Below are 14,725 nucleotides of genomic sequence, written 5' to 3'. Positions count from 1 at the left end.
TTTCATCCTCCATATATTAAAATAGTAATTAGCAAAAGATGGGGGAGTGAGTGTATGCAATTATCAAAGAAATTTCGATTTTTAGCGGCTGGTGTACTGGCGTTGCAATTAGCGCTACCAGTAGGGGCAAACGCTGCGGAGCAGAGAGATTACATAGCGCCAAGTTGGGTAGCTCAGGCAGATTACGTAGCACTTGGCGATTCTTTGGCTCATGGTATGAATGAGGTTGGCATGATCGGTTTAGGTTACGCAGATTTTGTTGCACAAGCTTTACAGCAAGATGGTTTCATCACTTCTTATAATAAGGGATTTGCGTATTCAGGCTATACAACAAAAAATGTACTGGAAGATATACAAAATGATGTGGAAAAGCCTGTGACAGGATTCGGGTATAAAAATGACAAGGTAAAACTTCGTCCCTCTATTAAAGAGGCTGAAATTATTACTTTGACAGCAGGTGCCAATGATTTAATACCTATTTTAAAAGAGTCTCAGACAACTGGTATAAATGCAGCAGCGATGTTAAAGGCATCGCAAGGAGCAATTAAAAATATTGCCGCTATTTTAGAAGAAATAAAGAAACTAAATCCGAACGCTCAAATTTATGTTATGGGATACTATAATTCTTTCCCGTACTATAGTGAGGATTTACAGAAACAGTTTAAAATGTTATTAACAGTTATGAATACGACGATCAAAACAACTGTTGAAAATGCGGGTGCTATCTTTGTACCGACATACGATATTGTAGCAAAAGATGTTCCAAGCTATTTACCAAACCCAGAAAATATTCATTTAAGTGAAGCAGGCTATTTAGCAGTAGCGAACGAGGCATTTTTACCAGCGATTAAAGCAAGTACGTTATGGGATGTTTCAAAGGCTATCCAAGTAAATGTGAAAGATAGTACAACTGCAAAACTAAGCTGGCAGAAAGCGAAGGATAATGTAGGTGTCACTAAATACAATATATATGTAAATGGTAAGCTATCATTTACGCAAAAGGCTGATACAACGGCTATAACTTTGGATCATTTAATAGAGAACACAGCATACATGGTAGCTGTTAAAGCAGTTGATGCAGCAGGCAATGAAAGTGTACAAAGTCCAACAGTTACTTTTACGACAGGGAAAAATGTAAGCTTTACTGATATAGACAATCATTGGGCGAAGGAATATATCCTGAAGGCAGCAGAAGAAGGTATTATGAACGGCTACGCAGATGGTACGTTTAGACCTGAGCAAAATGTAACTCGGGCACAGGCAGCTAGTATACTTGTTAGAAGCCTAGGTTTAACGACGAAGGAACATGCACCATTTACAGACATCGCAAGCTATGACGTTGGAACTCAGTCAGAAATTGCAGCAGCGTATGCATATGGGCTAGTGAAGGGAACAGGTGAGAAGTTTAACCCAGTACAGCCAGTTACTCGTGCTCAATTAGCATTAATGATTAATCGTGCCTATGAACATCAGCTAAAGCAACCTTATGCTGTGAAAGGAAAAGCACCATTTTCTGATATTGCCTCTTACAATGAAGAAACAAAACGTGCAATAACTATGTTGTATGAACAAGGCATTGTTATAGGTAGTGAAGGGAAATTTTCACCAGAGGCTCCGACAAAACGTAGCCATGCAGCAAAAATATTTGTAAATTTCAATAGTTTATTAAAAAAATAAAGATAGTGAAATAATGCAAGGTAGAGGTTGTAAATAATGAAGTCAAATGATTCAAAGAACAGGCAAAAAACGCCTTGAAAATAACAAGTGGCTGGGACAAAACTGGAAGTGCGAGAAATCAATTTAGAAACGTTGATTTCTCGCGCTTTTTTGATGTCAAATTTAGTGTTTCATGGAGGTAGATGTCGATATTTTTCGAAAGTTGGGTGATAAATTAAAAAAGTTGGGTGATAAATCGAAAAAGTTAGTCGATAAATTAAAAAAGTTAGTCGATAAACAATCAAAAGTTCTCAAGGCAGTATATCTCCGGAAATATACTGCCATTAACAGAGAAATAGGGAAAAGAAAATAGAATGACTTGGTCAAACATAGAAAAAGAGAAATCGAACAGCATCGATTTCTCTTTTTTCTTTAATATCAGCTAGTTTTGTCCCAGCCTCATTCTTTACTTATTTACGATAGTCTGGCAATAATGCCTTCCTCATCGTCTAGGACAAGTTCAATGCCAGTTGAAAATGGATCACTGTGTAGGACATCTTTAATCCATACACGTAGTGCGCCAATCATGGCTGCTGTATTGAATATCTCAATTTGTCCATTAACTTCAACTTCTGCACCAAAGCCTGTGTCATCATCGTATGTTAGCTCTACAAGCACATCTTCTGGGCGAACGTTTTTATAGTAGGCCTGAGATAAGCAAATTGCATTTATAATATCTTGCTCATTAATTACTTGTGCCATTGTGATTGTGCTTCCTCTTTACGTTTTTTATCTTTAAACATATTAATAATTTTTACAACTAGCATTACGATAATAGCAATGGCTGCAAAGTTAACGATTAAGCCTAAAATATTACCAAGCATACCCATGCCACTGAAAAGACCTCCGAATAATAAGCCAGCTAAACCACCAACCATTAAGCCTTTCATAAGGCCGCCAGAGAAGAAGCCGCCTTTCTTAGCTGTTGAACCTGTTTTGTTTGTATTTTTATTTGTTGTTACATTATTTTGGTCTTTAGATTTATCCTGAGATTTTTGGAAATTAGAGCTATTGTTATTGTTCGAATAGCTTTTTTTACCCGATTTGTAGGATTTCGCTTCTGCAGTTGGTGTATCAGAAATGAACAAGGTTGCACCTACAGACGCAAACATAAGTGAAGCTGCAAAAAGTGCGGCAAGAATTTTTTTCATTACTTACTTTCCTCCAATATAATTTTTAAATTTGTCATAAACTAGTTCTTAATAATAATCTTACATGAACTATCCCGAAAAATAAAATAATCGCTTCCATTAAATTAGGTATTTCGACAAATTTGAACAAGAAGTGTCGATAGGAAAGAGTGTAAAAATGCTATAAAAAGAAAGGAGTGAGACGTTGAATACAACAATAGTGCTATTAAGTGCAATTTTTTTATTGTTATATATAACGGAAAAAAGACGTTTCTTCAATGCGGTAGTTCTAGGTTTTTTAGGGTTGGATATTTTGAGTACAATAATTACCCATTATCCTGTATTGCTGCCAAATGAGCAGGGGATTATGTCGAAAATGGGAATAGTCATTATACTTGGAACTTTCCCTAGTATGATGTTTATTTTATCGATAGCTACTTTTTTTAATAGTAAAGTTTTACTTGAAAAAGAAGGACGTAAAGTTCGTAATTTATTGTTAGCTGTATTCGGCTTAAGTTTTTTTATCATGATGATTTGGTATGTATTTGTTATTTTTACGAATATCGAACATGAATTTTGGCATATTCTTTTCTTCTATGCGTTTTTGGTTTTTGGTTATACAATGTTTTTATACACAAGTACAATGGCTTATGCGACTCTATACCATTTTACACCTATTTTCTATGAGCCAAACTATATTATTGCATTAGGATCAGGGCTAATTGGTGATAAAGTACCGCCGCTTTTAGCTAGTCGTTTAGACGAGGCGGTCAAGCAATATAAAAAATATGGTGAGCGACCTTATATTATCGTCTCAGGTGGTCAGGGAAGCGATGAAAACGTATCAGAAGCATATGCGATGAAAAAATATATAGTTGATGTACATCAACTACCAACTCAAAAAGTATTAATGGAAGATCAATCGACAAATACTGAACAGAATCTGGCATTCTCTAAAGAAATTATGGATAAACATGCTCGAGGAAAAAAATATCGATCCTTATTTGTGACGAATAATTTTCATGTTTTTCGTGCAAGTATTTATGCCAAAAAGGCGAAGATAGATGCACAAGGTGTTGGTTCAAAGACAGCCTTTTATTATGTACCAAATGCCTTTACTCGCGAATTTATCGGTTTATTAGAAATGTATAAATGGATTCATGTCACTGTCTTTTTAATCATCACATTGTTCATCGGCTTAATATTGAGAGCATATGTGTAACCAATTTTGAACTGTCTTCCATATAATAATGCTAAGGCAATGCAAGGGGGGAATCTAATGTATGGGCAAATTTTAGCAAAACAAAATAACGAGCGAATTAAATCCCTACAAAAGCTCACGCAAACACAAGATACATGGTTTGCACAAAATATTAATTTGATAATGGTAGAAGAAGTGCAATTAACAGCCTTGCACAAAATATTGTATCAAGTTGTGCGAGGACTTTTGAAAAAAAATCAACAAAGACATTTACAAATTATACATCCAGAGCAGACGCAGTCAGTACAGGAGAATGTATTGACACTTTTAGCTGAATATGATGATTTACTGCGTGAAGCAATTCCACTCCCTATTTATATATTTATTTGGCAGATTTCTTCATTGGAGAAGTTAGCTAATTGCGTTGAAGTTGTTGATGATGTACTTGATATATTGGAATGGTATTTTATTCACCAAGATGAGCAGGTAAATGCATTTGATGAAGAAGATCTAGATCATGAGGAAATAATTGATTTATATAAAGATGCCATCGAGGAGCAGGATGCAGATGCACAATTTCAGCTTGGAGAATATTATAGTGTAATTGATGGCAAATATTTTCAACCTGAAAAATCAATTAAGTGGTTTGAGTTAGCAGCATCACAGGGGAATGCTGACGCACAATATGCACTTGGTAATTTTTATTTTGAAGGTATAGGTGTGCAAGAAAACTATAATCAGGCTTTTACATTGTATGAGGCTGCGGCAAAACAGGGCCATCCAGATGCAGCGAATAACTTAGCAGATATGTACTTTAACGGTGAAGGTGTACAAGAGAATATGGTACTTGCGAAAAAATGGTTCGACTTCGCCGCGAAAAAAGGTGTTGCAGAGGCAATGTTTACGCTCGGAATAATTTACGAGCAGGGACTAGGTGTTGACATTGATGAAGAGCAAGCATTTATCTGCTATAAGAAATCTGCTGAAGCAGGCTATGTTGAAGCACAATATAGGTTGGGAGGAATCTATTTAGAGGGGCGTTTAAGGCAAGCTAAAGATGCAAACCGTGGACTATATTGGTATGAAAGAGCTGCGGAGCAATATCATGTAGACGCTTTTTATGATTTGGGCTTTATTTGGAGCCAAGGATTAACTGGTATTCGCAATATTGAAAAGGGAATTCATTGGTTTAAACAGGCTGCTCTTCAAGGCGATGCTCAAGCTAAATTACAACTAGGACATATTTACAATAAAGGGGACGGAATAACTAGAAATATTAAAGAGGCTATAAAGTGGTATGGACTTGCGGCAGATGCAGGTATTGAGGAGGCAGCTATTTTACTGCAAGGATTAAAAGAAATGTAAATTTTTTATTAAAAAATAGTAGGTATTTAGATTCGATTATTGTGTTTTTTCGATAGTTCTTACGAATTTGTTTTGATCTCTGTTTTAGGTATATATTACTTGTATAAGTTCATTGTAAAAATATTAATATAATGAAGATGTAATTACCATAAACAAAAACAAGAAAAAATAAGTATAAAAAACAAAAGATGATAAAAATTAGCTACCGAAAAGTATTGTGGTAGCTTTTTTACTGCTTTGAACAATAAGTTAGGTAATAGGGACTTTTTATATAGTTAATGGTAATAAATGTATGCCTTAAAATTGACAGCTATTTATAAAATGTATAAGGTAAATGAGTGATTTTGAAAGAGTGTAGTAGCTATAGCTAATTATAATGTTATTTATTTATACCAATTTTTTGTAATGTTATCTGAAATGATGGTACTTTATTATCAGGTATATTGATTAAGAAAATAAGGGTTATTATGGATCAATCAAAGGATTTTCTATGATATTTTGCTTATTTATGCTTAGCCCGTAGTGGAAATCCGCGTCTTCTAATTAATAAAATGGATAAAAATAAGCTCATCACCAAAAGTTGTGGCCGCCCCCATGAAAGCGCCCACACGTTATGGTGATCAGTCTAAAAATAGTTAATTAAAATCTTGATTTCTTATATTTTTGGTGAACGGAATTGGATTTTTCTCAGCTTTGCAAAAGTACACGATATGAAAGAGGGAAAATGTGTGATTTTTCAAAAACAGAGAAAGACAACGGCGTTAGATTTGCAACAATACATTGTAAAAATGGATGTACCAAATCGCCAGTCAATGATAAAGCAAATAGAAATGCTAAATTTAACAAAGCAGGATTTACAATATTTAAAAGCCTTTCAACCATTTGTTGTGGATAATATTGATGATATTGTTGACAGGTTTTACTCAATGATTGGAACTGAACGTGACTTAGTAAATATAATTAATAGACATAGTTCTGTAGAAAAACTGAAAGTCACACTACGTCGTCATATTATCGAAATGTTTAATGGTTCAATCGATGAAGAGTTTTATCTGAGACGCATTAAAATTGCAAAGGTACATGTACATATTGGACTTAGAACACAATGGTATATTTGTGCTTTTCAAGATTTGTCGGTATCATTTATTGACTTGGTTGAGCAATATATTAATCATCCAAAGGACCAGTTCAATACAATTCGAGCCATTTCAAAAATCTCTAATTTTGAGCAACAGTTGGTTTTAGAAGCATTTGAGAATACTGTTGAACAGCTTAAGGAAGATATGGAACGAAAAAAAGAAGCGCTAGAGAAGAAAATAGTAGAGTCTTCTGAAGGTCTTGCCACAATATCTCAGGAAACAAATAATTCATTTCAGCGCTTAAGTAGACAATCAGTTGAGATTAAACAATTAGCAAAAAAATCCCTTCAAGTGTCGGCGATGGCGGAGAATCATGCATTAGAAGGTCGTGAACAATTAAAAAGTCAATCACACAATATGAGTAATATTATTCATTCACTTAATGATATAACAGAAAATATTGAACAGTTGACCGAAATGTCAAAGGAAATGGAATCCATCATGAATGTTGTCACGAACATTGCAAACCAAACAAATTTGTTAGCTTTAAACGCAGCTATAGAAGCGGCTCGTGCTGGAGAAGCGGGTAAAGGCTTTAGTGTTGTTGCGGATGAAGTGAGAAAACTATCGATTCAAACAAAGGATTCTGTCACATCGGTAGCGACGTTACTACATAAAACGAATGAGCGGACAGATAAACTTGTTCATTCGCTTAGTAATATTCAGGAAGAAGTCGGATCTGGTGAAGAAAATATGGCACAAACAGAAGGACAATTCACCAAAATATTAGATTCTATGACAGAAGCTAAAGAACAAAATGATTGTATGGAAAAAGAGGTTCTAGCGATAGCGGAAATTCTCAATGAATTAGGGATTGCCTTTGGTGAGGTAACAAGTTCTGCTGAAAAATTAGCGAATATTACACAGAATTTAAATTAATTAAGAAAATGCCAAAGAACATAACGGCACCGCACACTTTAGGGCTAAGGTTAATAGAAAAAGAATGGGGCTATCCAGTACGCTGGGTAGCTCCATTTTTGCTAAATTTGTAAAGGGTTTAGCATAATTTTTAAGAAAAAAAGTTTATACTAAATAAAGAACTAAAAATAGGGGCGGTTTAATATGAAAACAGTTGTTGTATTAGGTGGCGGAATTACAGGATTGTGTACAATGCATTATTTGCAACGTCAGGTTCGGGAGAAAAACGTAGATGTTAAGCTTGTACTTGTTGAAAAAAATACATACCTTGGTGGCAAACTTCACTCTGCATATGAACAAGGCTTCATTATGGAAACAGGAGCAGATTCTATTGTAGCGCGTCATAAAGGTGTCATGGAGTTAGTAGAGGAACTTCATTTTGAACAAAATCTTGTGTACAACGAAACAGGTATTTCATATATTTACACAAACAATGAGCTTCATGCCATCCCAGCTGACTCAACGTTCGGTATTCCAATGAGCTTACAATCTCTTGAGGAAAGCACGCTTGTATCAGAAGAGGGGAAAAAGGTAGCATTAAATGATTTAACAATGCCAAATGAAAGATTTACAAAGGAAAGCTCTATTGGGGAATTTTTAACATATTATTTAGGTGAGGAGCTTGTTCAAAACCAAATAGCACCAGTACTTGCAGGTGTATATTCGGGAGATTTAAATCAACTTTCTATTGCTTCCACTTTACCGTATTTAATCGATTATAAAAATGAATACGGTAGTATTATTAAAGGTTTCGATGCAAACAGAGAGCAGTTTGCGAAAGCCGCAAATAAAAAATTTATTTCATTTAAAAATGGTTTATCGTCATTAATTGATCGACTTGAAGAAACATTAACGGATGTAGAAATTATTAAAGGAATTGCTACGACAAGTGTTAAAAAGCAGGAGAATCAATACTCGGTTACATTAGCAAACGATAAATTGATTGAAGCAGATCATATTGTTTTGGCACTTCCTAATGACTCAGTACAAAACTTGTTGCAAGATGAATCATTGAACGGCTATTTTGAACAATTCAATACTGCATCAGCCATTACGATTTACTTAGGATTTGATGTACCTGACCATAGATTACCAGCAGATGGAACAGGTTATATTGTTTCGCATAATTCTGATGTTATATGTAATGCAGCAACGTGGACAAGTCGCAAGTGGAAACACACTTCTGCAGAAGGAAAATTACTTGTGCGACTTTTTTATAAAAGCATTAACCCTGCGTATGAGAGATTGCGTATGATGACAGATGAAGAGTTAGCAGCTGTTGCTCTAGAGGATGTAAGAAAAAGCTTAGGCATTGAGGAAAAACCAACTGTTGTCGATGTAACAAAATGGATTGACCAAATGCCGAAGTATGATTTGGCACATCGTGAAGCGTTGCAAGGTCTAGTGCGAGAGCTTGAGAACAACTATCCAAATCTATCAATAGCGGGATGTTCTTATTTTGGAGTAGGCATAGGTGCTTGTATTCAAAACGGGAAAAAAATTGGCGAGGAACTTGCTGAAAAACTATTGTAATTGCTTAATAAAATCAAAATATAATGTTTTTTTAGTAGAAAATATCTTTTGTTCAGTGAAATAGTCTTGACTCAATCGTTCGTAAACGATATGATTCTTTTAATTATTTAAAAAATTCATAATACATTCTTATCAAGAGAAGCTGAGGGACTGGCCCTATGAAGCTTCAGCAACCAACTTTTTGTCAGGTGCTAAATCCAGAAGACCTATGTGTCGAAGATGAGAAGGAAAAACAATTACGAAACGTAAAAGCCTTCTTTTTTTGAAAGAAGGCTTTTTTATTTTAGAGATAAGGGAAGAGAGGCTAGTTTTATGGGATTGCTTGAAAAGTTAAAAACGAATGTTCTTACAGCAGATGGTGCAATTGGTACGCTTTTATACGGCTATGGCTTGGAGTACTGCCATGAGGAAATGAATGTTCAGAGACCGGAATTAATTGAAAAGATTCATAGAGAATATATAGCAGCTGGAGCCGATATTATTCAAACGAACACATACGGAGCTAATGCCATAAAATTAGCCCGCTATGGATTAGAATCACGAGTGCAGCAGTTTAATGAAGCCGCTATTACGATTGCTAAACGAGCGGCAGCAGATGGTGGACAATTTGTTTTGGGTACTATTGGAGGAATCCGTGGTATTCGAAAGAGTGATGCAACGTTAGAGGAAATTTTAGCAACGGTTGAAGAGCAAGCAACGGTTCTACTTGCAGGAAATCCAGATGGTCTTTTACTTGAAACATATTATGATTTTGAAGAGCTGGCAGCAACTTTAACAATGCTACGAGCTAAAACAAAATTACCGATTATTGCTCAAGTTTCTATGCATGAACCAGGAGTTTTGCAAAATGGAATGAGTTTAAATAACGCTTTACATGAACTTGAAGCGCTAGGTGCTGATATCGTAGGTGTTAACTGTCGCTTAGGTCCACACCATACTATTCAAGCATTTGAAGGTGTAGAGCTTCCTGAAAAAGCATTTATGTCAGCGTATCCGAATGCATCGCTACTTGATTTAGAGGATGGCCGTGTCGTTTATGAATCAGAGGCAGATTATTTTGGGCGAGCAGCTGTAGCACTTCGTGATCAGGGGGTGCGTTTAATCGGTGGCTGCTGTGGTACGACACCAAAGCATATTGCTGCAGTGAAAAAGTACTTAGAGGAGCTATCTCCAGTAGAGGAAAAGTACGCGAAGCCAGAAAAAGTAGAGGTTTTACGTGAGGCAGAGCCACCAAATTATGAGCCATTACATGTAAAAGCAAAACGTGAACGCTCAGTTATAGTGGAGTTAGATACACCAAGGCATTTAGAAATTGAAGGTTTTATTGAAGGCGCTGAAAAATTATATGAGGCTGGCGCAGATGTAGTCATGATGGCTGATAATTCACTGGCATCACCAAGGATTAGTAATATTGCAATGGGTGCCTTACTGAAAGAAGCACATGGGGTACGACCGTTGACACATATAACTTGCCGAGATCGTAATTTAATTGGTCTTCAATCACATTTAATGGGATTAAATGCTCTAGGGATTCATGATATTTTAGCGGTTACTGGAGATCCAACAAAGGTAGGTGATTTCCCAGGTGCGACTAGCGTTTATGACGTATCTTCAATGGAACTAATCCAATTAATAAAACAGTTAAATGAAGGTGTATCGTTCTCAGGAAAACCACTTCGTAAAAAGGCGAATTTCTCTGTAGCGGCAGCGTTTAATCCTAATGTACGTGTGCTGGATCGCGCTGTATCTCGATTAGAAAAGAAAATTGAACATGGGGCAGATTATTTTATTTCGCAGCCTGTTTATACAAAGGAAAAAATTGTGGAAATTTACGAGGCGACAAAGCATTTAGAAACACCTATATATATAGGTATTATGCCAGTAACGAGCTATAAAAGTGCGGAGTTCTTACATCATGAAGTACCAGGCATCAAACTATCTGATGATGCGCTAGCTCGTATGAAGGCTTGTGGTGAAGATAAGGAACGCGCAACACTAGAAGGGATTGCAATTGCCAAGGAATTAGTGGAAGTAGCAGCGCAATATTTCAATGGTATTTACCTGATCACACCATTTTTACGCTATGATATGACACTAGAGTTGATGAAATTTATTAAGCAATTGGATGAACAGAAAAAAGGGGTAAGTATAAATGGCTAAGCACTTGATTGAAGAGCAACTAGAGAAACGAATTTTAATTCTTGATGGCGCAATGGGTACAATGCTACAAAATGAAAATTTAGTAGCAGAGGATTTTGGCGGCGAGGAATACGATGGCTGTAATGAAAATCTTGTGCTAACTAGACCAGATGTGCTAGAAAAAGTTCATAGGAAATATTTAGAGGCTGGAGCAGATATTATTTGTACAAATACATTTGGCGGTACACCACTTGTATTAAATGAATATGATCTTGGTGCGAAGGCAGAAGAGATCAATAAACGTGCTGTGGAAATTGCACGTAAAGTAGTAGATGAGTTTTCAACATCCGATTGGCCACGTTTTGTAGCAGGGGCTATGGGACCAACTACAAAAACCTTGTCGGTAACTGGTGGTATTACATTTGATGAGTTAGAGGAAAACTTTTATGTACAGGCAAAGGCATTAATCGAAGCTGGAGCGGACGTTCTGTTGCTAGAAACAAGTCAGGATATGTTGAATGTTAAGGCGGGAACCCTAGGAGTATCTCGTGCTTTTGAAGCAACTGGAAAAGAGCTCCCTGTGATGATATCGGGAACAATTGAACCGATGGGTACGACACTTGCTGGTCAAACAATCGATGCTTTTTACATTTCCATTGAGCATATTAAACCGTTATCAGTTGGCTTAAACTGTGCGACGGGACCAGAGTTTATGACGGATCATATTCGTTCACTTGCAGAGCTTTCAACAGGCTATATTAGCTGTTATCCGAATGCAGGTTTACCTGACGAGGAAGGATGCTACCATGAGTCGCCTGAATCATTATCACAGAAGTTAAAAGGTTTTGCCGAAAAGGGCTGGCTGAATATTGTCGGAGGCTGTTGTGGCACAACGCCAGCACATATTGCAGCAATTCGAGAGGTGCTAAAGAACGAAAAGCCTCGTCAGTTACCAGCTGCAACTCATGGCCATGTAGTATCAGGTATCGAGCCATTAGTGTATGACGATTCCATGCGTCCATTATTTATTGGGGAACGGACAAATGTAATTGGCTCTCGTAAGTTTAAAAATTTAATTATTGACGGAAAGTTTGAGGAAGCAGCCGAAATCGCGCGTGCCCAAGTGAAAAATGGAGCACATGTTATTGATATTTGTTTAGCGAATCCTGACCGCGATGAATTAGCTGATATGCAAGGTTTTATGCAGGAGGTTGTAAAAAAAGTAAAAGTACCTCTTGTTATTGACTCAACAGATGAAAAAGTAATTGAGGAAGCACTTAAATTTTCTCAAGGGAAAGCTATCATTAATTCAATTAACTTAGAGGATGGCGAGGAGCGTTTTGACGCAGTTTTACCGCTAGTGAAAAAATATGGTGGCTCTTTAGTAGTGGGTACAATTGATGAGCAAGGTATGGCGGTTGATCGACACCGTAAGTTAGAGATTGCTGAGCGTTCCTATAAATTGTTAACAGAAAAGTGGGGTATCGCGCCTGAAGATATTATCTTTGACCCACTAATGTTCCCTGTAGGTACGGGAGATGAACAGTATATTGGCTCAGCACTTGAAACAGTGGAAGGAATTCGCCTTATTAAAGAAAAAATGCCACGTACATTAACGGTGCTTGGTGTAAGTAATATTTCGTTCGGATTACCGCCTGTAGGTCGTGAAGTATTGAATGCCGTGTATTTATATCACTGTACACAGGCTGGTTTAGATTATGCAATTGTTAATACGGAGAAGCTAGAACGTTATGCATCTATTCCTGAAGAGGAAATTAAGTTAGCCAATGATTTACTCTTCCATACAAATGATGAAACATTAGCTGTTTTTACGGATTTCTATCGTGATAAAAAGAAAGAAAAAACAGAGGAAGATATTCCTAAAACAGTAGAAGGTCGCTTAGCTTACTATATTTTAGAAGGTACAAAGGAAGGTCTTATTGAGGATTTGGATGCCGCTCGTGAAATTTTCGGAGCCCCGCTTGATATTATTAATGGGCCATTAATGAAAGGAATGGCGGAGGTTGGACGCTTATTTAACGATAACCAGCTGATTGTAGCGGAAGTATTGCAATCAGCGGGTGTTATGAAGGCAGCAGTGGCACATTTAGAGCAATTTATGGAGAAAGATGAAGAGAGTGCTGGTAAGGGTAAAATGGTACTTGCTACTGTAAAAGGCGATGTGCATGATATTGGGAAAAACCTAGTCGATATTATTTTAAGTAATAATGGCTATAAGGTTGTTGATCTTGGCATTAAAGTAACACCTACCCAATTAATTGAAGCAATTCGTAAGGAAAAGCCAGACTTCATTGGACTTTCTGGCTTACTTGTAAAATCAGCACAACAGATGGTTATTACAGCTCAGGATTTCAAGGAAGCGGGTATTGACGTACCAATTTTAGTAGGAGGGGCTGCATTATCTCGTCGCTTTACTGAAACGAAAATCGCCGGCGAATATAATGGACCTGTCATTTATTCAAAGGATGCGATGCAAGGTTTAGAGCAGGCGAATCGACTAATGGGGACAGATACACGTGCAGATTTCTTAGTTGAAATTGAGGAATCACGGAAAAAACGCTTAGAGGCAGACGAAAAAAGAGCGGCTCGCCCTGCAAAAGAAGTAACTGTAAAGCCTACACGTATGGTAAAAGAAGCGCCTGTCTTTCTTCCAGCTGATTTGCGACGCCATGTAAAGAGAGAATATGCTGTTTCGCATTTATATCCATATGTTAATATGCGGACATTACTTGGACATCACCTAGGTTTAAAGGGGCAAGTACAGCAATTGCTTGATGCTGGCGATGCAAGAGCAACAGAATTAAAAGACTTAGTTGACGATTATTTACAAAGTGATCTATTGAAGCCATCAGGTATGTATCAATTTTTCCCTGCACAAGCAGATGGAGATGATGTAGTCGTGTATGAAACAGCAGATAGTAAAACGGAAATTGAACGTTTTACCTTCCCACGTCAGCAGGTTGAACCGTTTTTATGTCTCGCAGATTTCCTGAAAACAGTTGAAAGTGGTGAAATGGACTATATTGCCTTAATGGTCGTAACAGCAGGACAAGGTGTCATGGCAAAGGCTCATCAGCTAAAAGAGGCAGGGAAATTCCTTGAAAGTCATGCATTACAATCTACAGCACTTGAGCTTGCGGAAGGCTTTGCGGAGCGTATGCATCAAGAAATTCGAGATCAGTGGGGCTTCCCAGATGCGACAGACTTTACAATGCGTGATCGTTTCGCGGCAAAATATCAAGGACAGCGCTTCTCATTCGGCTATCCGGCATGTCCGAACTTAGAGGATCAAGAGAAACTGTTTGGCTTATTAAAACCAGAAGACATTGGTGTGCATTTAACGGAAGGCTTTATGATGGAGCCTGAAGCTTCTGTTTCAGCGATTGTCTTTGCCCATCCAGATGCTCGGTATTTTAATGTGTAAAGTTGAAAAAAGTGGTTCATCACCGAAAGTGGGATGATTATGAAAGAGATTTAGCGCTCTGTCTGAAACTTCTACTAAATTGTGGCTACAACCTATGGAAAAGAAAGGCAGAGTGCTAATTTATTATAGTGCACTTTAA

Annotated in this window: 9 protein-coding genes and 1 riboswitch; of the genes, 7 read left to right on the top strand and 2 right to left on the bottom strand. The window is 37.1% G+C overall.

All coding sequences use genetic code 11. The features are described 5' to 3' along the window. Positions 1-54 precede the first annotated feature (54 nt). Positions 55-1,677 (top strand): S-layer homology domain-containing protein, encoded by a 1,623-nt coding sequence (locus QUF91_RS25010; RefSeq protein ID WP_289419727.1) that lies wholly within the window; start codon positions 55-57, stop codon positions 1,675-1,677. Positions 1,678-2,130: 453 nt separating this feature from the next. Here the strand turns inward: QUF91_RS25010 and QUF91_RS25005 are convergent, their stop codons facing one another. Both QUF91_RS25005 and QUF91_RS25000 read right to left on the bottom strand, forming a co-directional pair. After that, complete coding sequence (locus QUF91_RS25005; RefSeq protein ID WP_285396144.1) at positions 2,131-2,418, bottom strand: DUF2653 family protein; 288 nt, start codon at positions 2,416-2,418, stop codon at positions 2,131-2,133. Then, positions 2,406-2,867, bottom strand: coding sequence for a large conductance mechanosensitive channel protein MscL (locus QUF91_RS25000; RefSeq protein WP_285396143.1), 462 nt, complete (start codon positions 2,865-2,867; stop codon positions 2,406-2,408). The genes QUF91_RS25005 and QUF91_RS25000 overlap by 13 nt, the downstream gene beginning before the upstream one ends. A gap of 184 nt (positions 2,868-3,051) precedes the next feature. On the opposite strand from QUF91_RS25000, the gene QUF91_RS24995 reads away from it, so the two are divergent. From QUF91_RS24995 to metH, 6 genes are all read left to right on the top strand, one after another. Next, positions 3,052-4,068 (top strand): YdcF family protein, encoded by a 1,017-nt coding sequence (locus QUF91_RS24995; RefSeq protein ID WP_285396142.1) that lies wholly within the window; start codon positions 3,052-3,054, stop codon positions 4,066-4,068. 57 nt (positions 4,069-4,125) lie between these two features. Beyond that, positions 4,126-5,412, top strand: coding sequence for an SEL1-like repeat protein (locus QUF91_RS24990; RefSeq protein WP_285396141.1), 1,287 nt, complete (start codon positions 4,126-4,128; stop codon positions 5,410-5,412). 728 nt (positions 5,413-6,140) lie between these two features. Next, entirely contained in the window at positions 6,141-7,430 is a 1,290-nt protein-coding gene (locus tag QUF91_RS24985) for a globin-coupled sensor protein (RefSeq protein ID WP_285396140.1), read from the top strand. A 183-nt stretch (positions 7,431-7,613) separates the two neighbouring features. Beyond that, positions 7,614-9,002: a protoporphyrinogen oxidase gene (locus tag QUF91_RS24980; RefSeq protein WP_285396139.1), complete on the top strand. Its 1,389-nt coding sequence runs from the start codon at positions 7,614-7,616 to the stop codon at positions 9,000-9,002. A 126-nt stretch (positions 9,003-9,128) separates the two neighbouring features. Continuing rightward, a riboswitch (SAM riboswitch) is annotated at positions 9,129-9,228 on the top strand. An 86-nt stretch (positions 9,229-9,314) separates the two neighbouring features. Continuing rightward, positions 9,315-11,162 carry a bifunctional homocysteine S-methyltransferase/methylenetetrahydrofolate reductase gene (locus QUF91_RS24975; protein WP_285396138.1) on the top strand — a complete coding sequence of 616 codons (1,848 nt, stop codon included), beginning with the start codon at positions 9,315-9,317 and terminating at the stop codon, positions 11,160-11,162. Then, complete coding sequence (gene metH, locus QUF91_RS24970; protein ID WP_289419726.1) at positions 11,155-14,586, top strand: methionine synthase; 3,432 nt, start codon at positions 11,155-11,157, stop codon at positions 14,584-14,586. Before QUF91_RS24975 ends, metH begins: the two co-directional genes overlap by 8 nt. Positions 14,587-14,725 lie beyond the last annotated feature (139 nt).

This window comes from Lysinibacillus sp. G4S2, assembly GCF_030348505.1.
In the GTDB taxonomy this organism is placed as follows: domain Bacteria; phylum Bacillota; class Bacilli; order Bacillales_A; family Planococcaceae; genus Lysinibacillus.
The sequence above is the reverse complement of the archived record's forward strand: the minus strand, read 5'-3'. Positions and strand labels throughout refer to the sequence as shown.

Coding starts and splice junctions, on each gene's coding strand:
- QUF91_RS24990 (WP_285396141.1), top strand. CDS start 4,126: ATGTATGGGCAAATTTTAGCAAAACAAAATAACGAGCGAATTAAATCC.
- metH (WP_289419726.1), top strand. CDS start 11,155: ATGGCTAAGCACTTGATTGAAGAGCAACTAGAGAAACGAATTTTAATT.
- QUF91_RS25000 (WP_285396143.1), bottom strand. CDS start 2,867: ATGAAAAAAATTCTTGCCGCACTTTTTGCAGCTTCACTTATGTTTGCG.
- QUF91_RS24980 (WP_285396139.1), top strand. CDS start 7,614: ATGAAAACAGTTGTTGTATTAGGTGGCGGAATTACAGGATTGTGTACA.
- QUF91_RS24975 (WP_285396138.1), top strand. CDS start 9,315: ATGGGATTGCTTGAAAAGTTAAAAACGAATGTTCTTACAGCAGATGGT.
- QUF91_RS25005 (WP_285396144.1), bottom strand. CDS start 2,418: ATGGCACAAGTAATTAATGAGCAAGATATTATAAATGCAATTTGCTTA.
- QUF91_RS25010 (WP_289419727.1), top strand. CDS start 55: ATGCAATTATCAAAGAAATTTCGATTTTTAGCGGCTGGTGTACTGGCG.